Origin of the sequence: Polynucleobacter sp. HIN11 (assembly GCF_030297675.1) — a bacterium.
In the GTDB taxonomy this organism is placed as follows: Bacteria; Pseudomonadota; Gammaproteobacteria; order Burkholderiales; family Burkholderiaceae; genus Polynucleobacter.
Genome location: NZ_AP028142.1, coordinates 458,271 through 481,418 on the forward strand (window position 1 = coordinate 458,271; position 23,148 = coordinate 481,418).

Below are 23,148 nucleotides of genomic sequence, written 5' to 3' on the forward strand. Positions count from 1 at the left end.
GTTGGATAATGCCTAGATGTCAAATTCCTCTATTCCCTCATACATTTTGGTGATCGGCACCGGCGGTACGATCGCTGGCCTTAGGACCGATTCAGGAAATGGGGGTTATCAAGCTGGTCAAGTGCCGATTTCAACCCTTTTAGCCCGAATTGAAACAAAATTTTCTATAAAAAACATACAGTTATCTAATATTGATAGCTGTGATTTGAGTGAGTCTTTGCTAAGTAAATTAGGTGTCCAGGTTCGCATGGGACTCGCAGACCCCGAAGTAATGGGGATTGTAATTACCCATGGCACCGATACGATGGAAGAAACGGCTACTTTCTTGGAGATTGTCTGCGGTGGATCCTCCAGAAAATTTGGCAAGAAGGTTGTTTTAACTGGAGCAATGCTTCCCTCTGATCATCCACAGGCTGATGGTCCGGGAAATTTATCTGATGCGATTGAATTTGCCGCAGAAGCGGGCGAAGAACAGGGTGGAATTTGGGCCGTGATGGGCTCCAAATCAATACCGGGCCTTGCTTTGGTTAAAGGGCATGGCTCCCATGTGGATGCCTTTTTTGAGGAAACCTTGCCAAATGATTGGATTCAAGTTAGCAGTGACTTACCGATACCACCAGATAATCAATGGCCCTGGGTCGAAATTATTACAAGCCACTCGGGCGCCAGACCCGAAACCATCATATTTTTAGAGGATCACGGGGTTCAGGGTATTGTTCTAGCAGGCACTGGTGCTGGTACCGTGCATGAGAACCTTGCGCCCGCTCTGGAGCAGTTTATGGAGGCTGGGGGAGCGGTGGTGCGTGCCTCTCGAATCGGTAGGGGCTATATTGGCGGCACTCTTGCCAATGGCCGATTAGCAAAGGCATTGAGCGCGGGTTATTTAAATCCCGCAAAAGCCCGAATTGCTTTGCAGCTAGCCTTATTCGCTGCCGCCCAATCAGGTGCTAATTCATTGAGTTGGCAGGATTATTTTGCTAGAATGGTGAGCTTATCGGAATTTCGGTAAGTAATTTAAACAATTTGTTCCACCCTTGCTGCACTGGTGCTTGATTCTTGACAGCGGAATTAAGCAAGACGCCTAGGCAGTTTTATCCATAAGGAGTGATTAATGCGTCATTATGAAATCGTTTTTATCGTCCATCCGGACCAAAGCGAGCAGGTTCCCGCGATGATTGATCGCTATAAGTCGATCCTAGCCACCCATGGTGGCAAAGTGCATCGAATTGAAGATTGGGGTCGTCGTCAGATGGCTTACATGATCGACAAGCTCGCTAAAGCTCACTACGTTTGCATGAATATTGAATGCGATCAAAAAACGCTTGAGGAACTCGAGCATGCATTTAAATTCAATGATGCAGTGTTGCGTCACCTCATTGTTAAGATGAAGAAGGCTGAGACTGAGCCATCCATCATGATGAAAGAGGTGCAGCGCGAGGAAGCTCGTAAGCTTGCCCAAGCTGACGCACCGGCAGCAGCTTAATTATTGTCGAAAAGGAGGCTTTGATTCGTAAAAGTCGGTCTGATTGTGAAGCGTAGTTCAAACCTTCTCATCCTGACTGCTTCTCTAATCGCCAAGGACGCCATTCGATATACCCCAGCCGGTTTGCCAGTGATTCATTGTCAGTTGCATCATGATGGTGAGTTAAGTGAAGCAAATCAAGTGCGGCAAATTCGGATGAATGTTGAAGCAGTGGCAATTGGTGAGATTCATCAAGAGTTGCTAACGATGGATTTGGGAGCAGAAGCAGTGTTTGAAGGATTCTTAACGCAAAAGACTTTACGAAATGAGCGCCTCGTTTTTCATATTACGAAGATCACATTGAATAAATAGGAAACCATTATGGCTTTTGGAAAAATGAACAAAAAGACAGACTTCAAAAAGAAGCCTGCACAGAACCCACTCTTTAAACGCAAGCGTTATTGCCGCTTTACGGTTGGTGGCGTTGAGCAAATTGACTACAAGGATGTCGATACGCTTAAGGATTTTATTGGCGAGAACGCCAAGATTACGCCAGCTCGTTTAACGGGTACAAAGGCGCTGTATCAGCGTCAGTTGGATACCGCAATTAAACGCGCTCGCTTTTTGGCATTGCTGCCATTTTCAGATCAACATAAGAAATAATTAGGAGCCCACGATGCAAGTTATTCTGCTTGAAAAGGTAACCAATTTGGGCAACCTTGGCGATGTCGTTCGAGTCAAAGATGGTTTTGCTCGTAACTTTTTAATTCCACAACGTAAAGCGCGTCGCGCAACCGAGGCAGCCATTGCTGACTTTGCTGCTCGTCGTGCCGAGCTTGAGAAGATTGCTGCAGAGAAGCTCTCAGCTGCGCAAGCGCTTGGTGAGAAACTCAAAGGCTTAGTGTTGGAGATTAGTCAAAAGGCCGGCGTTGATGGTCGTTTGTTTGGCTCGGTCACCAATCATGATATCGCTGAAGCTTTGGCGAAAAAGAGTTTTCAAATCGAGAAAGCTGCAGTTCGGATGCCAACCGGCCCATTGAAAGTGGTCGGCGATCACCCAGTGGCTGTTGCTGTGCATACGGACGTTATTGTTGATATTAATATTCGTGTGATTGGTGAGCAGGCCTAGTTGACTTCGGTACACTAGCTCTATGGCCGAACCTCGCAACCGTCCCGTACCAATGAACCCAGGCATGCCTGGGCCTGGTGATGCGGTTGTGCAGGCTCTCAAAGTCCCACCCCATTCCGTCGAGGCTGAGCAATCGGTTCTCGGCGGTTTGCTTTTGGATAACACCGCATGGGATCGTTTAGGCGGTATCCTCTCCGAGCGGGATTTTTATCGTAGCGAGCATGCCCTGATTTATCGGGTCATCGAGCGTTTAATCGGCGATAACCGACCGGCTGACGTGATCACTGTGTTTGATGCGATCAAGAATGAGCCTGAAGCGGATCTCATCGGCATCGATTATTTAAATTCCTTAGCGCAAAACACCCCAAGTGCGGCCAATATCAAAGGCTATGCAGAAATCATTCGTGATCGCAGTATCTTGCGGCGCTTGATTGAGGTCTCAGACAGTATTGTTAATACGGCATTCATGCCTGAGGGCCGATCGGTTCGTACCTTGCTGGACGAAGCGGAATCACGCATTCTACAAATTGGTGAAGAGGGTAGTCGCAAAGCGGATTACCTCGAAATCGAACCTCTCTTAAAGGCTGTGGTTGCGCGCATTGATGAGTTATATAACCGCGATGGCGGGAGCGATATTACTGGAATCGCAACCGGTTTTATTGATCTCGATAAACAAACCAGTGGTCTGCAAAAAGGGGATCTAGTGATTGTGGCTGGCAGACCCTCGATGGGTAAGACGGCGTTAGCCCTAAATTTTGCTGAGAATGTGGCCTTGCATGAAGGTCTTCCGGTCGTTGTGTTTTCGATGGAGATGTCTGGAGCGCAACTGGCAACTCGTTTACTCGGATCGGTTGGGCGAGTTGATCAGAGTCGGATGCGGACTGGTAAGTTAAACGATGATGAGTGGCCACGAGTCACTGATGCGATTGCGCGACTAAGTAATACCCAAATCCTCATTGATGAGACCGGCTCCCTAACCTGTCTCGAGTTGCGCGCCCGAGCTCGTCGCATTGCGCGCAATTATGGCGGCACCCTAGGAATGGTTGTGGTCGACTACCTGCAATTAATGAGTGGTAGCGCGGGTGGCGGCGGAGAAAATAGAGCCACCGAAATCTCTGAGATCTCACGGTCCTTAAAGTCTCTGGCGAAAGAGTTGCAGTGCCCAGTGGTCGCTTTATCTCAGCTCAATCGTGGTCTTGAGCAACGTCCTAATAAACGACCTGTCATGTCTGATCTGCGTGAATCTGGAGCCATTGAGCAAGACGCTGATTTAATTCTGTTTATTTATCGTGATGAGGTGTATCACCCGGATACCACCACTGATAAAGGTGTTGCCGAAGTTATTATTGGCAAGCAACGTAATGGTCCAATTGGTACGGTCCGCCTGAGTTGGCAAGGACAGTTCACTAAGTTCGATAACTTGGCCCCCAATACGCCTTCGTATGGCGGTGGGTTTAGCCCCTTTTAATTACTCGTAATCCGACGGGCCTCGGTATAACGCGCTGCCCAGTACGGCGAATCAATGCGTTCAAGACGCACTGTGCCACCTGCGCTAGGCGCATGCACAAAACGACCTTGGCCGACATAAATTCCAGCATGAGAGTAGCGCTCACCGGTGGTATTAAAAAACACTAAATCCCCTGGAGCTGGGGGCTGTTGACCAATGCCGGTACCGACATTACTCATTTGCTGAATCGTTCTTGGTAGCTTGATGCCTGAGCTATTCTGATAAACATAAGCAATTAAGCCGCTGCAATCAAAACCGCCGGCTGGGGTATTGCCGCCATAGCGATAAGGCACTCCTACTAAACCCATTGCAGCGATCGAAATACCCTCATTACCGGCGCTTGTATCGTTTTTAAAGTGGGCAATACGCGGGTTACTAACAACCCCCCCAGATTTATGAGTTGGGGTGGTTGAGCAAGCACTGAGTATCAATATACTCAGTGCAACCATGGCAGTACGAAGTAAATTTTTATTACAGGGCTTCAGCAGCATGATCGGCTAGTCGCGAACGTTCGCCACGAGCCAAAGTGATATGACCGCTGTGACGCCAACCTTTAAAACGATCGACCACATAGGTAAGGCCGGATGAGCCCTCAGTAAGATAAGGGGTATCGATTTGGGCGATATTCCCAAGGCATACGATTTTGGTTCCAGGGCCGGCTCGTGTAACAAGCGTTTTCATCTGTTTAGGTGTTAAGTTCTGCGCTTCATCAATAATCAGAAATTTACTCACAAACGTGCGACCTCGCATGAAGTTCATGCTTTTAACCTTAATCCGAGAACGGATAAGTTCTTGAGTAGCAGCACGACCCCATTCTCCTGCAGTGTCGTCACTTCGATGCAAAACCTCTAAGTTGTCGTCAAAAGCGCCCATCCAGGGCTGCATTTTTTCTTCTTCCGTGCCTGGTAAAAATCCAATATCTTCACCGACCGGAACGGTTGCTCGAGTAATGATGATCTCGTTATAGCGTTTACTATCCAATACTTGCTCAAGACCGGCAGCAAGGGCAAGTAAGGTTTTGCCGGTACCAGCTTGACCAAGCAGGGTTACAAAATCAATGTCTGGATTCATGAGGAGGTTCATGGCAAAGTTCTGCTCGCGATTACGCGCAGTGATGCTCCACACATTATTTTTCTGATGGGAATAATCCTTCAGAGTTTGAAGCAAAGCAGTCTTGCCATTGATTTCGCGAACCATGGCATAAAAGGGCGTTGTACCGTCTAGATTTTCTTGATAAACAAATTGATTGACGAGCATGCTGGGCACCAGCGGGCCAGTAACCCGATAAAACATCGTGCCGCTCTTGCTATCCGCCCAACTCTCCATGGCCTTGCCATGCTTAGGCCAAAAGTCACTCGGGAGTGCCATCACACCCGAGTACATTAAATCTCGATCTTCTAAGACCTGATCATTGAAGTAATCTTCGGCCGGAAGCCCCAGAGCTCGGGCTTTGATCCGCATATTGATATCTTTCGATACCAAAACCACTTCTTGGTGAGGTTTGGCTTTTTGCAGATCACGAACCACCCCTAAAATTAGGTTATCGCCTTTACCCTCGGGCAACCCCTCGGGTAGAGGAGCGGTGGAAAACTGGGTCTGGAAAAACAACCTCCCGGTAGCATCTTGGTTACCCAATTTATTTAGCGGAATTCCTTCGTCAAGCTGACCGCTGGTACCTGCAATGAGTTGATCAAGCGAGCGACTCACCATACGCGCATTACGTGCAACCTCACTCATTCCCTTTTTATGGTTGTCGAGTTCTTCAAGGGTTGTCATGGGGAGATACAAATCGTGCTCCTCAAACCGAAAGAGTGAGGACGGATCATGCATTAATACATTGGTATCTAAGACAAAAAGACTCGGTGGACCTGTTCGCACTGTGCGCTTTGGCCGCTCTGGCTTAGAGTCCAGTTGCTTTTCCAGGTGTTGGGCTGGAGCAGTGGTCTTAATCTGTTCTAATGCCGCCTCCGCAGCTGATAGATCATCGTCCATATCAATATTGGGTTCTACCTCTTGGGCCCAGCTTGGCGCATGTGCTTTTTTTACCTTCTTGGGGGGATTTTTGAGATCCGGCGTTTTCTGACGACTTAAATTGACTTGATCGGCAATTTGGGTGGGCAGTGGAGGCAATGGCATGCGAGACTTCTCCTAAATGAAAAAACCGCCTACGAAGAGCGAAAGGCGGTTTTGAGGGGTGACGCAGAGGGCGGGGTGATATGCACGATTTAGAAGGGGGCCGGTATCCCATCGTGGTCTAGATAGACCCCGATGCGGGTTTAATGGCATCCATCGCTTACGGTGCATATAGCCATACTGTAACCCAAATTGATGTCTTTGCAAGTACCGTATAAATCCCTAGGACATGGCCTTGGCGGCAGCGAGCACTTCGGCAACATGACCCGCAACCTTAATACCTCGCCACTCCTTTTGGAGAACGCCTTTGCTATCAAATAGGAAGGTGCTGCGGTCAACGCCACGAACTTGTTTGCCGTACATATTTTTCATTTTGATGACATTAAAGATCGTGCACAGTTTTTCTTCGGTATCGGCAACCAATTCAAAAGGTAGACCTAATTTTTGGCGAAAGTTCTCATGCGAGCGCAAATTATCCCGGGACACCCCAACCACCAAAGCATTGGCTTGATTAAATGCATCAATGTGATCCCGAAACTCTCCTGCTTCAACCGTGCATCCCGGTGTTGAATCTTTAGGATAAAAATAGAGCACTAGTTTTTTGCCTTGGTATGCTTTTGGCGAGAAGGTGAGGTTTGATGTTGCTGGAATCTCACACATTGGCATCGTCTGCCCAATCTTAATCGTCATCGTAATTCCCCTCGTCAATGGTTATGTGAAATTAGTTGCATGGCGCATTTGGATCATCAGTTCACCGCTGCGATTGGCAATACTGCCATACTGAAATGGCTCAGTCGCTATTTTATCGAGTTGCCCAGTTGCCAGCCAAGATTTGTGCAACTGACCCATCGTAACTAGTTCGTGCCCTTGCATCATCCACCCCTGGAGTAATGCTTTGAAGGCAGGCAGCAACTTTTGTCCTTCTAACTCAGCGTGCAGGGTAAAGACTTGATCATTCGGATTACTTTGAGTGAGCCCAAGAATTGCCTGGGCCGCTCCAAAGGCATCCCGTCCATCCACTCCAATGAGTTCATCAAAAGTTGGGAGTGTGGTGGGGTACTGAATATGCTTACTTCGCTCTTTGCTAAATTGAATACGGTAAGGCGCAAGATTGGGCTCAGAGCGCCCATCAGAGGCGTATTGCATACCCCAATTGTCCAGTTGCATCAGAGCCGCTTCATTCATTTGCCAGCCCGCAGCACCATGCGTTAGCGGAGGGTGTTTGAATATCTCACAAAAACGATCATAGGCTTTTTGCATTTGGATTCGAGTCCAAGCTGCATCACGTTGATACACATGATCTTGCCAATAGACGTGATCCCAGGTATGGATCCCGGTTTCATGACCGGCCTCATCAACGGCGCGCATTTCATGTGCAGCAGTTTTGCCAATGTCAGGCGCTGGTAGGAGAACCCCGTATAAAAGGGTTTTGATGCCGTAGTGCTCTACCACCGAAGTGCGCGATACTTTTTTCAGAAAACCTGGCCGAAAAACTCGTTTTAATGCCCAACCTGTATGGTCGGGCCCAAGACTAAATAAAAAAGTCGCTTGAATACCGAGCTCTGCAAAAAGCTTAGCTAGATTTGGAGTTCCAACTTGGGTTCCAAGTAAGGTATCAACATCAACTTTCAGTGCAATTTTTGCCATGGGACTCAGTACTATTCAACCAGATGTCGTGCTTTATCGACATCATGGCGATAGGCTTCAAATATCTTGCTTAGTGCATCGTTCATCGCAATAGTAGGTTTCCAGCCTAGCTCTGTCATCGTATTTTCGATGGCAGGAACTCGATTTTGAACATCTTGATATCCAGCACCATAGTAGTTTTTGGAGGTTGTTTCTACCAATTGGACTCGATCAGCTGTGACCGCATACTCCGGAATTTGCTTGGCAATCGCAAGCATCATGGTAGCCAACTCTTTGACGGAGTAATTATTTTTAGGGTTACCCACGTTATAGATCTTGCCATTGGCAATATCACCTTCATTGGTGATGATACGCATCAGAGCATCAATGCCATCGTCAATGTATGTAAAGGCACGCTTTTGCGAGCCCCCATCGACAAGATTAATCGGCTCACCACGCACAATATGGCCCAGGAACTGGGTGACCACCCGCGAGGAACCCTCCTTGGGCGTGTAAATACTATCTAAACCAGGGCCAATCCAGTTAAATGGTCTAAATAAAGTAAAGCGCAGACCTTCCATGCCATAGCCCCAGATGACTCGATCCATCAATTGCTTGGCGCAGGCATAAATCCAGCGCGGCTTATTGATGGGGCCATAAACCAAATTGGATGAGGCTGGATCAAATTCCGCATCTGTGCACATGCCGTAGACCTCGGAGGTTGACGGGAAGACGAGGTGCTTGCCATACTTCACTGCCGAGCGCACGATGGGAAGATTGGCTTCAAAGTCAAGCTCGAATACACGCAGTGGTTGTTGAACGTAAGTTGCTGGTGTGGCAATTGCAACGAGCGGCAGGATCACATCGCACTTGCGAACGTGATACTCCACCCATTCACGATTAATGGTGATATCACCCTCAAAGAAATGCATGCGAGGGTGGTTGAGAAGATCGCCAATCCGGTCGTTTTGCATATCCATGCCGTAGACCTCCCACGACGTGGTCTCCAATATGCGCTTTGAGAGGTGATGGCCAATAAATCCGTTCACACCCAAAATCAAAATCTTTTTCATAACACCATTCCCTTGATGAACTTCAAAAGCCAACGACCGACTACTCTTGTGCTAAAAATAGCTCAAGAACCTTGCCATCGCCGCATAGGCCAAAGTAACGATTATCGACGAGATGCATCCCCAACCCAGATTTTTTGAGGAATGCTGCGATTGAGGGGGGTAGGTCTACGCTAGGTTCCAGTGGTAGGGAGCTTTTGCTAAGAATCACTTTTTCTCCACTCAATTCGGTAAAGGCACCAGGGTAGGGCGGCGCCACCGCTCGAATCAGGTTGTAAATCGACATGGCTGACTTGGTCCAATCAATGCGACCATCTTCGGGTTTACGCCCCCCAAAGTAAGAACCTTCTGTCAAGCGATTGGCGTGTCGAGGCAGGTTTCCTTGCATGAGCTGGGGTAATACCTTCTCCATTACCTGTTTTGCGGCTTGACTGACCTTATCAAACACCTCTTTGCCTGTCTCATGAATTTCAATGGGAACAGCCACTTGTCCCACAATATCTCCGGCATCGGGTTTTGCTTCCATGACGTGCAGAGTTGCCCCCGTTTCAGTCTCGCCATGCAACACAGCCCAGTTCACAGGAGCGCGGCCGCGGTACTTCGGTAAGAGTGAGCCATGCATATTCAGAGCCGTAATGGTTGCGGTCTCAAGTAGCTCTGTGGGTAACATAAAGCGGTAATAAAAAGAAAAGAGATAGTCGGGTGCAATCGCCTTAATCTCGGGGAGCAAGGTTAATAATTCATTCTGTTGCACGATTCGACACGGTAAACCCCGCTGTTCACAAAGTTTTTGAACGTTGCCAAACCAAATCCTCTCATTGGGGTCATCGGCATGGGTGATGACTAGATCAACTTGCATACCTGCATCAATTAAGGCTTGCAAACAAGCAACACCAACATCATGGTAAGCAAAAACAACTGCGCGCTTAGGTGTTTGATTCAAGATTTACGATTTAGATTGCTCTAAGACCGCGCTGACCATATAGCGAGGCCGTTGACGAACCTGTTGGTAAATCCTGCCGATGTATTCCCCGAGGAGACCGAGGCCAAATAGCATGACGCCAATTAAAAAGAAGGTTAGTGCAAAGAGTGTGAATACACCCTCAACTTCAGCGCCCAATACAAAGCGACGGATTAAAAGCAAGAGGAATAGTGAGCCTGCTGCCCCCGCTAGTAGCATGCCTAGAATTGAAAAGAGTTGCAACGGCATCACTGAAAAGCCGGTGACCAAATCAAAATTAAGACGAATCAATTGATACAGGCTGTATTTCGATTCTCCAGCAAACCGTTCTTCATGCTTGACAGTAATTTCAGTCGGATTGTTAGCGAAGGTGTACGCCAAGGCTGGAATAAAGGTATTCGCTTCTTCACACTGCCGAACTAAATCGATGATGCGGCGATGGTAGCCGCGCATCATGCAGCCTTGATCGGTCATGGTGATACGGGTGAGCTTATCGCGTAATCGATTCATGGCACGCGAAGCCGTCTTTCGGAACCAGGAATCTTGGCGATTTTCTCGAATCGTACCAACATAGTCATGTCCTTCTTCGAGTTGGCGCACGATTTTGCCAATCTCTTCCGGAGGATTTTGTAGATCCGCATCCAAGGTAATGATGTATTCACCACGTGAATATTCAAAACCAGCCATGATTGCCATGTGTTGGCCAAAGTTATTTGCGAATAAGACCACACGCGTTACATCAGGCCGCTTTTCATATTGCATCGCGAGCATGGCAGCAGACCGATCTTTACTGCCATCGTTAATAAACAGAAGTTCGTAGCTAAGTGCATACTGACCCGCAACATGATCAAGCGCAGGGTATAGGCGATCAAATAGGGCCTGTAATCCCTCTTCTTCGTTGTATACCGGGATCACGACACTTAAACGTGGATGAGCAAAACTATTCATGACCACATTTTGCCTGATCTAGAGGCGTTTACGCTAAAACCTCTTGTAGTGCCTTGACTACGCGATCAACATCAGTATTGGTCATGGTGGGGAAAAGCGGCAGAGTCAAGATGGACTGACCAATCATATTAGCCACTGGGGTTGCCTGCTCCGAGTACCCATGCTCACGATACAGTGCAAAGCTGGTAATGATTGGGTAATGCACCCCAGTACCAATACCGCGTTCTTTTAAGGCAAGCATGATTTGGCTGCGTGATTGGCTCAAGCGCTCCAAGGGTAGTACGACCTGGAACATATGCCAATTACTATTTGCAAAATCGGCGATTGGTAGACCTAAACCCATTTTGCTCAAACCCGATTGTTCGAACTGATCAAAATAATGACGGGCGAGAGCGACGCGTTGCTCTTGAAAGCGATCCAATTGTTTTAATTGATGAAGACCAATAACAGCATTGACATCGGTCAGGTTGTCTTTGCCACCCAGAACATCGACCTCCATACCATCAGGACCATGACGCACCAATCCTTGCAGCCGCAATTTCTCGGCCAGACTCACTTGATGTTCACCAAAGCGCTCGGTGTTAAAAACCAAGCAACCACCTTCGATGGTGGTTAGATTTTTATTTGCCTGAAAACTAAAACTGACTAAATCGTGCCGACCTTTTGTGCCAATTCGCAATCCATTCCACGAGGATCCGAGTGCTTGCGCGGCATCCTCAATCACGCGCAATTGATGATGTTCTGCAATCGCGTATAGCGCATCAATATCGAGAGGTAATCCAGCCAAATATACCGGCATGATAGCTTTGGTTTTGGCATTAATGGCAGAGCTAACTTGACGAAGATCTAAATTACGGGTCTTTGGATCAATATCAACAAAAACAGGCTTCGCGCCCACAGCCAAGATCACATTGGATGTTGCTACCCACGAAATTGGAGTTGTGATCACCTCGTCGCCTGGACCAATCCCAGCAACTTGAAGGGCGATTTTCATGGTGGCCGTTCCATTCGCAAAGCAACGAACTGTCGCGCCACCTAAATACTGGCTCAAGGCCGCTTCAAACTCTAAAACCTTTGGGCCGGATGTAATCCAGCCGGAGCGCAACACATCCGCTACTGCTGCAATCGTGGCTTCATCAATTGTTGGCTTGGTAAAGGGAATGAATGGCTGGCTCATTTGCTCCATCCACCTATTGTCGCAAAGGCTCTTGTGGATGTCGAACCACAACCCGTCGACTATCGCGACCCAGTACCTCCATGGGTAGCCCGAGACCTTCTAGCTCAACGAATTGATCGGGGCGCATTAGTGCGATGGAATTAGGATCTTGGTTCCAGACAATGATAAATTCATTGAGAGTCGGTATCCATTTTTGGGGTTCTTGTTTGGCACCAAAGGTCAGCTCATCAGTAAACTCGACCATGATGGTGTTGCGTTCAAGATAAAACGGGACGGTGTGATCGAGTAAACGAACCGAATAAATTTTGGCATCCTTCGGGATTTGTGATTTCACCCTTTGTGCCAGGTCATAGCCAGACACGGCGCGACCAAGAGTCTCATGCCCTGTCCCAGCAATGGTGGCGGTTAAGAAAAAGCCAAAAGCAAATAGAGCAATACTAAGTAGCGCATTGCGCTTAGCAAACAGGCTTGCTACCAGACTAAATACCAATAGGCAGCACAGAGCGGCAACAATCCAGAGGGTGTAAGCCTGATACGCATCGACTTCATCGGGCTGACCATTGCGACCAATTTCGGACAAAAAGAAGAAACCGGTGAGCGCGAGTATTGCAAAAAATAAGGTTTGCAATCGCCAGCCAATGGAAAGATGCGCATGCGACTCTAAGTAATCGGCTATTGACTTAGCTGCCAAAATAGCCAAGGCTGGAAAGACCGGCATGATGTAGCCCGGTAATTTTGAGCGCGAGATACTGAAGAAAATAAGGATAACTGCGAACCATGCCCACAGCATCCACTCTGCCGAGAATGATCTGATTCTATATTGCTTGAGGGTTTGCCAGGCGGACCCAAAGAACTGGGGCATCCACGGCAAGAAGCCAACTACCACCAATGGCAAGAAAAAGTAAGCCGGTGCCGTGCGCCCATGCGCAGTCGCAGTAAAGCGCTCAAAATGTTCGTAAATAAAAAAGAAGTGAGGAAATTCCGGATTTTGTATCGATACCGCAACAAACCAGGGAGCCGTGACGATTAGAAAAATTAGTAATCCACTGAGAATATGTAAGCGACTAAACAATTTCCAATCAAAGCGCGTCACGATGTATGCAAATAACACCATTCCTGGAATCACAATGCCGATCAGTCCTTTTGATAGGGTGGCAAGACCCATTGCAAGCCAGCAAACCCACATCCAATGGCGACCTGATTGTGGGCGATGTTGCTCATACGCGTGTTGAGCTAATAAGAGTGAGCATAGGGCCAAATTTAGAAAAGCCGATAAGCCCATATCGAGCGCATTGAAATGCCCGCCGACGACCCACATGGGACTCGATAGCAGAATAAGTGCGGATAGGTATCCGGTAACCCGCCCAAATAATTTAGCCGCAGTAAATCCAACCAATAAAATCGTCAGATAACCAGTCAGCCCACTCCAGAACCGTGCTTGCCATTCCCCAAGTCCAAAGAGTTGAAATGTGATTGCTGAAGCCCAAATATGCAGTGGTGGCTTCTCAAAATATTTGTAGTCGTTATAGCGGGGGGTGATGTAATCGCCGCTCACCATCATCTCGCGGGCCATTTGCGCATAACGACCTTCATCCGTTGGAATCAGATGCCGATAGTCCAGGGTGGCAAACCATAATATGCTCGCAAGGACCAAGACAATCAGCAATGCAACTGCATTGAGCGGTGTGAGTTGGCGTTCAGCAAGCATCGGATTAATTTTTCTCCAAGATGATTGCGGCAAGTACTTTCCGCCCCTCGCCCATCAAGATGTTGTAGGTGCGACATGCTGCTTGGGAATCCATCATTTCAAAACCAATTTTGGCCTTAATCAGTGGTTGTAGAATCTTAGGGTTCAGAAATACCTGTTTCTTGCCGGTCCCCACGATCACTAACTCGGGTTGTAAGGTACTAATCATCGAGAAATGATCTTCAGTGAGCTCGGGGCTTTCTTCAACCGGCCACGCCATCACTTCGCCATCGGGCTGAACGATCAGAGCATGTGAATAGGGGGTTTTGTTGACCTCAATAAAGCCAATTCCGTAGCCAGTAATCGTATTTTGGCTAGATTGTGGGTCAGAATGTAACTTCACGCTGAGGCTCTGTCATAATTAGGGGATTATAGCTAGCAAATTATCCCTAAATTTCAATGGCTTAACCCTGTAGAAGATCTGATTGTGAAACCCATACAAAAGTCCGACAAACTAAATAACGTCTGCTACGACATTCGTGGCCCTGTACTTGAGCTTGCGCAACGCATGGAAGAGGAAGGGCACAAAATTATCAAGCTTAATATTGGTAATGTCGGCGTTTTCGGCTTTGACCCCCCGGAAGAAATCCAGCTCGATATGATTCGTAATCTTGGAAATGCGTCCGCTTACTCGGATTCCAAAGGGATTTTTGCGGCTCGTAAAGCCATCATGCAATATTGCCAAGAAAAAGGGATTCAGGGTGTTACCTTGGATGATATTTACACTGGCAACGGTGCCTCTGAGTTAATTGTTCTGGCGATGAATGCGCTTTTGAACAATGGCGATGAAGTGTTGGTGCCGGCACCTGATTACCCGCTATGGACTGCTGCTGTTTCATTATCAGGCGGCACTCCGCATCATTATTTGTGCGATGAGTCGAAGGATTGGCAGCCCGATCTTGAGGATATGCGCTCCAAAATCACTCCGCGTACCAAAGCCATTGTGGTAATCAATCCTAATAATCCAACCGGTGCTTTGTATTCCAAAGAAGTGTTGCTAGAAATCATTGCGGTTGCGCGCCAGCATAATTTGATCTTATTTGTCGATGAGATCTACGACAAAATGCTCTTTGATGGCGAGAAACACATTTCTCTGGCATCGTTATCGACCGACGTAGTCACGATTACGTTTAATGGTTTATCAAAGAACTACCGCTCCTGCGGTTACCGTTCTGGCTGGATGGTTGTGTCTGGTGATAAGGCAATGGTTGCTGATTACATTGAGGGTTTAAACATGCTGTCCTCAATGCGGCTTTGCGCTAATGTCCCAGGGCAATATGCGATTCAAACGGCATTAGGCGGCTACCAAAGCATTAATGACCTAGTGGCCAAGGATGGTCGATTAACTCGTCAACGTGACCTGGCCTATAAGCTCATGAGCGAGATTCCTGGGGTTAGTGTTGCTAAACCGAAGGCGGCTTTATATCTATTTCCAAAATTAGATCCACAGATGTATCCGATTAAAGACGATCAACAATTCATTGCCGATCTTCTCAAAGAGGAGAAAGTTCTTTTGGTGCAGGGTACTGGTTTTAATTGGCCCAAACCGGATCATTTCCGGATCACTTTCTTGCCTCATGAAGATACCTTGCGTGAGGCTATCAAGCGGATTGCGAACTTTCTTGAGCGCTATCGCATGAAACACGTAAGCAATTCGGTCGCAGCAACCACAGTAAAAGCATGATGAAACCTATTCAAGTTGGACTTCTTGGTATTGGTACCGTTGGTAGCGGAGTCTTCACCGTTCTCGCTCGTAATCAAGAGGAAATACAGCGGCGCGCAGGGCGCGGCATTCGGATTCACACAGTGGCGGATTTGAATACCCTGCGGGCGCAAGAGTTAGTGCAGGGCCAGGCCGAGGTGGTCAACGATGCACGCAAGGTCATTCAGAATCCTGAGATTGATATTGTGGTCGAGCTGATTGGTGGCTATGGGATCGCCAAGGATTTGGTGCTTGAAGCCATTGCGCATGGAAAACATGTGGTCACTGCCAATAAAGCATTAATTGCTGTACATGGTAATGAGATCTTTAAAGCAGCGCATGCTAAGGGAGTGATGGTCGCATTTGAAGCTGCGGTTGCAGGCGGCATTCCAATTATTAAGGCCTTGCGTGAGGGCTTGAGTGCCAATCGGATCGAATGGATTGCTGGAATTATTAACGGTACGACTAACTTTATTCTCTCTGAGATGCGCGATAAGGGTTTGGACTTTAATGTCGTCCTAAAAGAGGCGCAACGCTTAGGCTACGCTGAAGCGGACCCAACCTTCGATATTGAAGGAATTGATGCGGCCCATAAGGCAACTATCATGAGTGCTATTGCTTTTGGGGTACCGATGCAATTTGCGCAAGCGCATGTTGAGGGAATCACCAAGCTCTCTGCCACCGACATTCGGTATGCTGAGCAATTGGGCTACCGCATCAAGCTTTTAGGGATTACCAAGAAAACCCCAAGTGGTATTGAGTTACGTGTGCATCCAACTTTGGTGCCTGCTAAGCGTTTGTTGGCTAACGTCGAAGGCGCCATGAATGCGGTACAAGTATTTGGTGATGCGGTAGGTACCACTCTTTATTACGGGAAGGGCGCTGGTTCAGAGCCAACAGCCTCTGCCGTGATTGCCGATTTGGTCGATGTGACGCGTTTGCAAACGGCAGATCCTGAAAATCGGGTGCCCCATTTGGCGTTTCAGCCAGATGCGCTACAAAATACACCGATCCTCCCAATTGCAGAGGTGACAACCAGCTATTACTTGCGCTTAGCAGTTGCTGATCAGGCTGGCGTTTTGGCCGATATCACACGAATTTTGGCTGCTCACGGCGTATCGATTGATGCTCTCTTGCAAAAAGAAGCCGCCGAGGGCGAGAGCCAAACCGATCTCGTGATTCTGACCCATGAGACTAAAGAAAAAAATATGACGGCGGCTTTGTTAGAGATGCAAGATCTAAAAACCGTGATTGGTGAGATCGTGAAGATTCGTCTTGAAAATCTTTCCTAGACCCAGTTTTTACATATGCGTTATCAATCAACCCGAGGCGCAAGCCCAGAACAAACCTTTCAGGGAATCCTATTAGGTGGCCTGGCACCCGATGGTGGTTTGTATTTACCAACTCACTATCCTCAGGTGACTAAGGCGCAGTTAGATTCTTGGAGGGGTCTGTCGTACCCCGACTTGGCATTTGAAATTATTCGTTTGTATTGCGACGATATTCCTACTGATGATTTAAAAGTATTACTGCACAAGACCTATACCCCGCAGGTCTATTGCAATGGTCGTCCTACTGACGCAGCAAGTGACATTACGCCAGTGCATTGGTTAGGTGAGGAGCATGGTGCAAAGTTGGGGCTTTTAAGTTTATCGAATGGCCCAACCCTTGCTTTCAAAGATATGGCCATGCAATTACTGGGTAATCTCTTTGAGTACGCATTAAAACGTGCCAAGCAGGAGCTTAATATCTTAGGGGCTACTTCTGGTGATACTGGAAGTGCTGCTGAGTATGCCATGCGAGGCAAAGAAGGAATTAAAGTATTTATGCTGTCGCCGCGTGGCAAGATGAGCCCGTTCCAGTCGGCGCAAATGTATTCCTTGCAAGACTCCAATATTTTTAATCTCGCGGTCGACGGGGTATTTGATGATTGCCAAGATATTGTCAAGGCGGTTAGTAATGATTTGGAGTTCAAGGCCAAATATCGAATTGGAACAGTGAACTCTATCAATTGGGGGCGTGTTCTAGCACAAGTTGTGTATTACTTTCAAGGATATTTATTGGCAACGGAGTCGAGCGAGGAGAAAATCTCTTTTGCGGTGCCATCTGGTAACTTCGGAAACGTTTGTGCGGGACATATTGCCCGCATGATGGGTTTGCCGATTGCGCACTTAGTAGTTGCAACCAATGAAAACGATGTGCTCGATGAGTTCTTCAAAACCGGTATTTACCGGGCACGAAAATCGGCCGAAACTTTACATACCTCAAGCCCGTCGATGGATATTTCGAAGGCAAGCAATTTTGAGCGTTTTATTTTCGATCTACTTGGTCGTGACGGCAAGCGCACTGCCCAATTATTTAAACAAGTAGAAACGGATGGCGGATTTGATTTATCGAATGATCCGGCATTTAAAACCATTTCTAAATTTGGATTTGTCTCTGGTCGAAGTACGCATCAAAATCGTTTGGAGACGATTTGCGATATTGATCAGCGCTACGGAGTCATGATTGATACCCATACTGCTGATGGAATTAAAGTGGCGCGCGAGCATTTGCAAGAAGGGATTCCGATGTTAGTGCTTGAGACCGCCTTGCCAATTAAATTTGAAGAAACGATCCAAGAAGCATTGGGTCGCCCTGCGGATTGCCCAGCTGCATTTCGTGACATTAAAAATAAGCCACAACGTGTGACGAATGTGCCGGCCAGTACTCCGACAGTAAAAGCCTTTATTCAAGATCACGTCAATTGATCATGGCCATCAGCTCATCCTCAGGCTCTAGTAATAAACCACCACTACTAAGTGCAGCCGATGCTTTATCGCATTTACTGAAGAACCCTGTGCCGGTTGAGGCCCAAGAGTCAGTCCCCACCCAAGAAGCGCTTGGTCGGGTGCTTGCTGAGGATATTGTGAGCACCGTTGACGTGCCACCCTTGGATAACACGTCGATGGATGGTTACGCTGTGGCGACACAGGATATTACAGCTGCCGGGGTGATCTTAAAAGTGGATCAACGCATCCCGGCGGGATCAGTTGGTGAGCCGCTCAAGCCAAAGACCATTGCCAGGATCTTTACTGGTGCGCCGATACCCCCAGGGGCGGATGCGGTTGTGATGCAAGAGGATTGCGTGCCTCAGACCCAATTAGATTTGGTACAAATTAACTCCATTCCTAATGCAGGGCAGTGGATTCGTCGACGTGGCGAGGATTTAAGTATCGGAAAGGTCGCTTTATCGGCCGGCACTGTTTTAAGGCCTCAGCACCTGGGCGTTGCTGCTTCTGCTGGTTATGCACAGCTGCCTGTTAAACGGAAGGTAAGGGTAGCAGCATTCTTTACTGGCGATGAGTTGTCCTTGCCAGGTGAACCTTTAAAGCCCGGCGGTATTTATAACTCGAATCGGGACACTTTATTGGGGCTTATTCGGAGTATGGGATGTATTGGGACAGATTATGGGATTGTTCCCGATCGATTGGAGTCAACCCGGCAAGCTTTGCGAACTGCCAGTGAAGATCATGATCTGATTATTACCTCAGGCGGAGTCTCGGTAGGCGAAGAGGATCACATTAAGCCAGCCGTTCATGCGGAAGGTCGACTGGATTTATGGCAGATTGGTATCAAGCCAGGTAAACCGCTGGCATTTGGCGCGGTTCGTAAACAAAATCAGTTAAATCGCGAGGCATGGTTTATGGGCCTTCCTGGCAATCCAGTATCCAGCTTTGTGACCTTCATTCTTTTTGTTCGTCCATTTATCTTAAAACTTCAGGGGCGATCTGATTTAACGCCACCATCTTTTCAGGTCAGAGCGGATTTTGATTGGTTAAAGCCAGATCGCCGTAATGAGTTTTTGCGTGTCAAAATGAACGCAGAGGGTGGCCTTGACCTGTTTCCCAATCAGAGCTCGGGTGTTTTGACAAGCGCAGCTTGGGGGGATGGCTTGATTGATTGTCCGGCCGGACAGGGATTCAAAAAGGGTGATATGGTTCGATATATCCCCTTTAGTGGACTACTTTATTAATCCATCGCCATGAAACTCTATCTGCGCTTTTTTGCCTCGATTCGGGAGGGCCTAGGTGTGGCGCAAGAAGAGATTGTGATTCCCGACTCGATCAAAACTATTACAGATCTTCGCGCCTTCTTAACAACGCGAGGCGCGCCGTGGTCCGATGTGTTGTCTAAGGATCGCGTCTTGCGATGTGCTCTCAATCAGCAAATGGTCAGCGCAGACACCGCTCTATTGGAGGGTGCTGAGATCGCTTTCTTCCCTCCAGTAACCGGAGGCTGAAATGCCGGTTCGTATTCAAGAGCGGGATTTTGATCTAACAACTGAAATCGCCAATTTACGAAGTGGTGATGGCACAGTTGGCGCGGTCGCTATTTTTGTTGGCACGGTTCGAGATTTGAATGATGGTACTGCTGTTCGGCAAATGACCTTAGAGCATTATCCGGGGATGACCGAAGCAGCCTTACAGTCAATTATTGATCAGGCTAAGGGTCGCTGGGATTTGAATCAAGCCCTGATTATTCATCGGGTCGGTCCCTTGCAGCCGCTCGATCAGATTGTGCTTGTCGCCGTCACCAGCGCCCACCGTGGCGAAGCCTTTGCTGCATGCGAGTTCATTATGGACTATTTGAAGACGCAGGCACCATTTTGGAAGAAAGAAGATACGCCAAATGGTTCACGCTGGGTTGATGCCCGTGTTTCAGATGATGCAGCTTTGGCCCGCTGGACTAAGAGCTAGGACTGATTACTAAAGAATGCTCTTTTTCGGGCTCGGGGTAAACGTTTTACGGCACACTCCGCCTTAGAGGCCTCTGAGCGGTCAGGATAGTTCTTTACTTCTAGCAACCTCACTGGCCCCCGTCCGCGCGTATAGCGTGCACCAATCCCTTGATTGTGTGCAAGGATCCGTCCCTCCAGCTGATTAGTAATGCCTGTGTAATAACTACCATCAGCACATTCGAGTAAGTAAAGGAACCAAGTCATCACACGTTGCATTGAAATAAAAAACTTGAATAATGGGGTTTTACCCCCATATTCTAAGTAGACTTATTAATTGGTAAATAAATTCATTTAAATCATGCGGATAGATAAATTAACTACTAAATTCCAAGAGGCACTGGGGGATGCACAAAGCCTTGCCCTAAATAACGATAACCAGTTCATTGAGCCCGAACATTTGCTGCTTGCCATGTTGCGCCAGCAAGATGGAGGCGCGCGTAGCTTATTAACCCGTGCTGGTACTAATGTTACTGGCCTTGAAAAAGCTGCCGAGGCGATGATCGCTAAATTACCTCAGGTGCAGGGCACTGGGGGTGATGTTCAGGTCGGTCGAACTTTATTAAGCTGGCTCAATCAAACCGAAAAAGAAGCGAGCAAGCGTGGCGATCAATATATTGCAGGCGAGCTATTCCTATTGGTTTTGGCAGACGATAAAGGTGAGCTTGGCAAAGTAGCTCGTGAGAATGGTCTGAGCCGCAAGGCCTTGGAGGCCGCAATTGACTTAGTTCGTGGTGGGGAGTCGGTGAACTCAGCTGATGCTGAAGGGCAGCGCGAAGCTCTAAAGAAATACACCCTTGATCTAACCGAGCGTGCTCGACTTGGCAAGCTTGATCCAGTGATCGGCCGTGATGACGAGATTCGTCGCGCGATTCAGATTCTTCAGCGGCGAAGCAAAAACAACCCGGTCTTAATTGGTGAACCAGGCGTGGGTAAGACCGCCATCGTTGAAGGCCTTGCGCAACGTATTGTGAACGGTGAAGTGCCGGAAACTTTAAAAGACAAGCGCGTCTTGGTGTTGGATATGGCGCTGTTACTAGCGGGCGCAAAGTATCGCGGCGAATTCGAAGAGCGTTTAAAAGCCGTTCTTAATGATGTGGCAAAAGACGAAGGCCGTACCATTATGTTCATTGATGAAATTCACACCATGGTTGGAGCTGGTAAGGCCGATGGTGCGATGGATGCCGGTAATATGTTAAAGCCTGCACTGGCTCGGGGTGAGCTCCACTGTATTGGTGCCACCACGCTTGATGAATATCGTAAATACATTGAAAAAGATGCCGCTCTAGAGCGTCGCTTCCAAAAAGTGATGGTTGATGAGCCCAGTGTTGAGGCAACGATTGCGATCCTGCGTGGCTTACAAGAGAAATATGAACTGCATCACGGCATTGAGATTACCGATCCAGCGATTGTGGCTGCAGCTGAGCTTTCACACCGCTACATCACAGATCGTTTTTTGCCGGACAAAGCAATTGATCTTATCGATGAGGCTGGTTCTCGCATCAAGATGGAAATTGATTCAAAGCCTGAGGTGATGGATAAATTGGATCGCCGTTTGATCCAATTAAAGATCGAGCGTGAAGCGGTAAAGAAAGAGAAGGACGATGCTTCTAAAAAACGCCTAGACCTCATTGAGGAGGAAATCACCCGTTTGGGTGCCGAGTATGCTGACCTCGAAGAAATTTGGAAGGCAGAAAAGGGTGCGGCTTTGGGGGCTGCCTCTGTGAAAGAGGAGATTGACCGCGTCAAAGCAGAAATCGCCAAGCTGCAGCGTGAGGGTAAGCTCGAGAAAGTGGCTGAACTGCAATACGGCAAATTACCGGAGCTTGAACAAAAGCTGAAGTCAGCGGCGGCTGCTGAGGCAAAAGCAGAGCAAAAAGATACAAATCGGCCGAAACTACTTCGCACTCAAGTTGGCGCCGAAGAGATTGCTGAGGTGGTCTCGCGTGCTACCGGTATTCCTGTTTCAAAAATGATGCAGGGTGAGCGGGATAAATTGCTCAAAATGGAAGATCATTTGCACGAACGCGTGGTGGGCCAAGATGAAGCCATTCGTGCGGTATCGGATGCGATTCGTCGCTCGCGCGCGGGTCTTTCTGAGGAAAATAAACCCTATGGCTCATTTATGTTTTTAGGGCCTACGGGTGTTGGTAAAACAGAGCTATGTAAAGCGCTGGCCGAGTTTTTATTTGATAGTGATGACCGACTCATTCGAATTGACATGAGTGAGTTCATGGAAAAGCATAGTGTCGCCCGCTTAATTGGCGCACCTCCTGGGTATGTCGGCTATGAAGAAGGCGGTTATCTCACCGAACAGGTTCGTCGCAAACCCTATAGTGTGATTTTATTTGACGAGATCGAAAAAGCACATCCAGATGTATTTAATGTGTTGCTACAGGTATTAGACGATGGGCGCTTAACTGATGGTCAGGGTCGCACAGTTGATTTTAAAAATACTGTGATTGTGATGACCAGTAATATTGGCTCTCATTTGATCCAGTCCATGACTGGAAAAAATCAAGCTGAGGTGAAGGAGGCAGTTTTTGGCGAACTTAAGAATCATTTCCGTCCTGAGTTCTTAAACCGGGTCGATGAGATCGTGGTCTTCCATGGGCTTGATCAAAAGAATATTGCCTCGATTGCAAAAATCCTCTTGCAAAACCTCTCCGAGCGCTTGGCGCGTCTTGATATGCAATTGGATATTAGTGATGCCGCGTTGAATAAGTTAGCAGAGGTTGGCTTTGATCCTGTTTTTGGAGCAAGACCACTCAAGCGAGCGATTCAGCAACATATTGAAAATCCAGTATCGAAGATGATCTTAGAGGGTAAATTTGGCCCGCAGGATGTAATTCCGGTGGATGTAGATAAAAAGGGCGATTTCAGCTTTTCTCGTCTCGTGCATTGAGTAT

Annotated in this window: 24 protein-coding genes; 13 read left to right on the top strand and 11 right to left on the bottom strand. The window is 47.8% G+C overall.

Features of this window, described 5'->3' with window-relative positions; all coding sequences use genetic code 11:
• Positions 1-16 precede the first annotated feature (16 nt).
• From QUE60_RS02430 to dnaB, 6 genes are all read left to right on the top strand, one after another.
• Positions 17-1,009, top strand: coding sequence for an asparaginase (locus tag QUE60_RS02430; RefSeq protein ID WP_286227112.1), 993 nt, complete (start codon positions 17-19; stop codon positions 1,007-1,009).
• Positions 1,010-1,111: 102 nt separating this feature from the next.
• Positions 1,112-1,483 carry a 30S ribosomal protein S6 gene (gene rpsF / locus QUE60_RS02435; protein WP_286227113.1) on the top strand — a complete coding sequence of 124 codons (372 nt, stop codon included), beginning with the start codon at positions 1,112-1,114 and terminating at the stop codon, positions 1,481-1,483.
• Positions 1,484-1,528: 45 nt separating this feature from the next.
• Entirely contained in the window at positions 1,529-1,834 is a 306-nt protein-coding gene (priB, locus tag QUE60_RS02440) for a primosomal replication protein N (protein WP_286227114.1), read from the top strand.
• Between the two features lie 9 nt (positions 1,835-1,843).
• On the top strand, positions 1,844-2,125 hold the full coding sequence (rpsR, locus tag QUE60_RS02445; RefSeq protein WP_108508018.1) for a 30S ribosomal protein S18: 282 nt from the start codon (positions 1,844-1,846) through the stop codon (positions 2,123-2,125).
• A 13-nt stretch (positions 2,126-2,138) separates the two neighbouring features.
• Complete coding sequence (rplI, locus tag QUE60_RS02450) at positions 2,139-2,591, top strand: 50S ribosomal protein L9 (RefSeq protein WP_286227115.1); 453 nt, start codon at positions 2,139-2,141, stop codon at positions 2,589-2,591.
• A gap of 64 nt (positions 2,592-2,655) precedes the next feature.
• Complete coding sequence (gene dnaB, locus QUE60_RS02455; protein ID WP_286227471.1) at positions 2,656-4,059, top strand: replicative DNA helicase; 1,404 nt, start codon at positions 2,656-2,658, stop codon at positions 4,057-4,059.
• On the opposite strand, the gene QUE60_RS02460 is transcribed toward dnaB, so the two are convergent.
• The 10 genes from QUE60_RS02460 to QUE60_RS02505 all read right to left on the bottom strand — a co-directional run bounded on the left by QUE60_RS02460 (position 4,056) and on the right by QUE60_RS02505 (position 14,103).
• Entirely contained in the window at positions 4,056-4,589 is a 534-nt protein-coding gene (locus QUE60_RS02460; protein ID WP_286227116.1) for a C40 family peptidase, read from the bottom strand. The genes dnaB and QUE60_RS02460 overlap by 4 nt on opposite strands.
• Positions 4,570-6,234 carry a PhoH family protein gene (locus tag QUE60_RS02465; protein WP_286227117.1) on the bottom strand — a complete coding sequence of 555 codons (1,665 nt, stop codon included), beginning with the start codon at positions 6,232-6,234 and terminating at the stop codon, positions 4,570-4,572. The genes QUE60_RS02460 and QUE60_RS02465 overlap by 20 nt, the downstream gene beginning before the upstream one ends.
• A gap of 219 nt (positions 6,235-6,453) precedes the next feature.
• Positions 6,454-6,921, bottom strand: a complete 468-nt coding sequence (locus tag QUE60_RS02470) for a peroxiredoxin (protein ID WP_108508023.1) — start codon at positions 6,919-6,921, stop codon at positions 6,454-6,456.
• Between the two features lie 21 nt (positions 6,922-6,942).
• Positions 6,943-7,878, bottom strand: coding sequence for a polysaccharide deacetylase family protein (locus tag QUE60_RS02475; RefSeq protein WP_286227118.1), 936 nt, complete (start codon positions 7,876-7,878; stop codon positions 6,943-6,945).
• Positions 7,879-7,889: 11 nt separating this feature from the next.
• Positions 7,890-8,930: a bifunctional UDP-4-keto-pentose/UDP-xylose synthase gene (locus tag QUE60_RS02480; protein ID WP_286227119.1), complete on the bottom strand. Its 1,041-nt coding sequence runs from the start codon at positions 8,928-8,930 to the stop codon at positions 7,890-7,892.
• A 40-nt stretch (positions 8,931-8,970) separates the two neighbouring features.
• Positions 8,971-9,870 carry a formyltransferase gene (locus QUE60_RS02485; RefSeq protein WP_286227120.1) on the bottom strand — a complete coding sequence of 300 codons (900 nt, stop codon included), beginning with the start codon at positions 9,868-9,870 and terminating at the stop codon, positions 8,971-8,973.
• A 3-nt stretch (positions 9,871-9,873) separates the two neighbouring features.
• The gene (locus tag QUE60_RS02490; RefSeq protein ID WP_286227121.1) at positions 9,874-10,836 is read right to left on the bottom strand and encodes a glycosyltransferase; all 963 of its coding nucleotides are present in this window, start codon (positions 10,834-10,836) and stop codon (positions 9,874-9,876) included.
• Positions 10,837-10,864: 28 nt separating this feature from the next.
• The gene (locus tag QUE60_RS02495; RefSeq protein ID WP_286227122.1) at positions 10,865-12,022 is read right to left on the bottom strand and encodes a DegT/DnrJ/EryC1/StrS family aminotransferase; all 1,158 of its coding nucleotides are present in this window, start codon (positions 12,020-12,022) and stop codon (positions 10,865-10,867) included.
• A gap of 4 nt (positions 12,023-12,026) precedes the next feature.
• On the bottom strand, positions 12,027-13,721 hold the full coding sequence (locus QUE60_RS02500) for a glycosyltransferase family 39 protein (RefSeq protein WP_286227123.1): 1,695 nt from the start codon (positions 13,719-13,721) through the stop codon (positions 12,027-12,029).
• Between the two features lie 4 nt (positions 13,722-13,725).
• Positions 13,726-14,103, bottom strand: coding sequence for an Mth938-like domain-containing protein (locus QUE60_RS02505; protein ID WP_286227124.1), 378 nt, complete (start codon positions 14,101-14,103; stop codon positions 13,726-13,728).
• An 84-nt stretch (positions 14,104-14,187) separates the two neighbouring features.
• Between QUE60_RS02505 and QUE60_RS02510 the strand changes: the two genes are divergently transcribed.
• The 6 genes from QUE60_RS02510 to moaE are packed head-to-tail and all read left to right on the top strand — an operon-like array spanning position 14,188 to position 20,201.
• A complete protein-coding gene (locus tag QUE60_RS02510; RefSeq protein ID WP_286227125.1) occupies positions 14,188-15,444 on the top strand; it encodes a pyridoxal phosphate-dependent aminotransferase in 1,257 nt (418 codons plus the stop codon).
• Complete coding sequence (locus QUE60_RS02515) at positions 15,444-16,754, top strand: homoserine dehydrogenase (protein WP_286227472.1); 1,311 nt, start codon at positions 15,444-15,446, stop codon at positions 16,752-16,754. The genes QUE60_RS02510 and QUE60_RS02515 overlap by 1 nt, the downstream gene beginning before the upstream one ends.
• A gap of 15 nt (positions 16,755-16,769) precedes the next feature.
• The gene (gene thrC / locus QUE60_RS02520; RefSeq protein WP_286227126.1) at positions 16,770-18,212 is read left to right on the top strand and encodes a threonine synthase; all 1,443 of its coding nucleotides are present in this window, start codon (positions 16,770-16,772) and stop codon (positions 18,210-18,212) included.
• 2 nt (positions 18,213-18,214) lie between these two features.
• Complete coding sequence (locus tag QUE60_RS02525) at positions 18,215-19,477, top strand: molybdopterin molybdotransferase MoeA (protein ID WP_286227127.1); 1,263 nt, start codon at positions 18,215-18,217, stop codon at positions 19,475-19,477.
• Positions 19,478-19,486: 9 nt separating this feature from the next.
• A complete protein-coding gene (gene moaD, locus QUE60_RS02530) occupies positions 19,487-19,744 on the top strand; it encodes a molybdopterin converting factor subunit 1 (RefSeq protein WP_286227128.1) in 258 nt (85 codons plus the stop codon).
• 1 nt (position 19,745) lies between these two features.
• Complete coding sequence (gene moaE / locus QUE60_RS02535; protein ID WP_286227129.1) at positions 19,746-20,201, top strand: molybdopterin synthase catalytic subunit MoaE; 456 nt, start codon at positions 19,746-19,748, stop codon at positions 20,199-20,201.
• On the opposite strand, the gene QUE60_RS02540 is transcribed toward moaE, so the two are convergent.
• Positions 20,198-20,446 (bottom strand): GIY-YIG nuclease family protein, encoded by a 249-nt coding sequence (locus QUE60_RS02540; RefSeq protein WP_286227130.1) that lies wholly within the window; start codon positions 20,444-20,446, stop codon positions 20,198-20,200. The two genes, moaE and QUE60_RS02540, sit on opposite strands and share 4 nt — an antisense overlap.
• Positions 20,447-20,540: 94 nt before the next feature.
• Here QUE60_RS02540 and clpB point away from each other — a divergent pair, with 94 nt between their 5' ends.
• Positions 20,541-23,144 carry an ATP-dependent chaperone ClpB gene (gene clpB, locus QUE60_RS02545; RefSeq protein ID WP_286227131.1) on the top strand — a complete coding sequence of 868 codons (2,604 nt, stop codon included), beginning with the start codon at positions 20,541-20,543 and terminating at the stop codon, positions 23,142-23,144.
• The last annotated feature ends 4 nt before the right edge of the window (positions 23,145-23,148 follow it).

Coding starts and splice junctions, on each gene's coding strand:
- QUE60_RS02470 (WP_108508023.1), bottom strand. CDS start 6,921: ATGACGATTAAGATTGGGCAGACGATGCCAATGTGTGAGATTCCAGCA.
- rpsF (WP_286227113.1), top strand. CDS start 1,112: ATGCGTCATTATGAAATCGTTTTTATCGTCCATCCGGACCAAAGCGAG.
- QUE60_RS02475 (WP_286227118.1), bottom strand. CDS start 7,878: ATGGCAAAAATTGCACTGAAAGTTGATGTTGATACCTTACTTGGAACC.
- QUE60_RS02525 (WP_286227127.1), top strand. CDS start 18,215: ATGGCCATCAGCTCATCCTCAGGCTCTAGTAATAAACCACCACTACTA.
- QUE60_RS02480 (WP_286227119.1), bottom strand. CDS start 8,930: ATGAAAAAGATTTTGATTTTGGGTGTGAACGGATTTATTGGCCATCAC.
- QUE60_RS02500 (WP_286227123.1), bottom strand. CDS start 13,721: ATGCTTGCTGAACGCCAACTCACACCGCTCAATGCAGTTGCATTGCTG.
- dnaB (WP_286227471.1), top strand. CDS start 2,656: ATGCCTGGGCCTGGTGATGCGGTTGTGCAGGCTCTCAAAGTCCCACCC.
- moaD (WP_286227128.1), top strand. CDS start 19,487: ATGAAACTCTATCTGCGCTTTTTTGCCTCGATTCGGGAGGGCCTAGGT.
- QUE60_RS02495 (WP_286227122.1), bottom strand. CDS start 12,022: ATGGAGCAAATGAGCCAGCCATTCATTCCCTTTACCAAGCCAACAATT.
- rplI (WP_286227115.1), top strand. CDS start 2,139: ATGCAAGTTATTCTGCTTGAAAAGGTAACCAATTTGGGCAACCTTGGC.
- clpB (WP_286227131.1), top strand. CDS start 20,541: ATGCGGATAGATAAATTAACTACTAAATTCCAAGAGGCACTGGGGGAT.
- QUE60_RS02465 (WP_286227117.1), bottom strand. CDS start 6,234: ATGCCATTGCCTCCACTGCCCACCCAAATTGCCGATCAAGTCAATTTA.
- QUE60_RS02460 (WP_286227116.1), bottom strand. CDS start 4,589: ATGCTGCTGAAGCCCTGTAATAAAAATTTACTTCGTACTGCCATGGTT.
- thrC (WP_286227126.1), top strand. CDS start 16,770: ATGCGTTATCAATCAACCCGAGGCGCAAGCCCAGAACAAACCTTTCAG.
- QUE60_RS02515 (WP_286227472.1), top strand. CDS start 15,444: ATGAAACCTATTCAAGTTGGACTTCTTGGTATTGGTACCGTTGGTAGC.
- QUE60_RS02430 (WP_286227112.1), top strand. CDS start 17: ATGTCAAATTCCTCTATTCCCTCATACATTTTGGTGATCGGCACCGGC.
- QUE60_RS02490 (WP_286227121.1), bottom strand. CDS start 10,836: ATGAATAGTTTTGCTCATCCACGTTTAAGTGTCGTGATCCCGGTATAC.
- moaE (WP_286227129.1), top strand. CDS start 19,746: ATGCCGGTTCGTATTCAAGAGCGGGATTTTGATCTAACAACTGAAATC.
- QUE60_RS02540 (WP_286227130.1), bottom strand. CDS start 20,446: ATGACTTGGTTCCTTTACTTACTCGAATGTGCTGATGGTAGTTATTAC.
- rpsR (WP_108508018.1), top strand. CDS start 1,844: ATGGCTTTTGGAAAAATGAACAAAAAGACAGACTTCAAAAAGAAGCCT.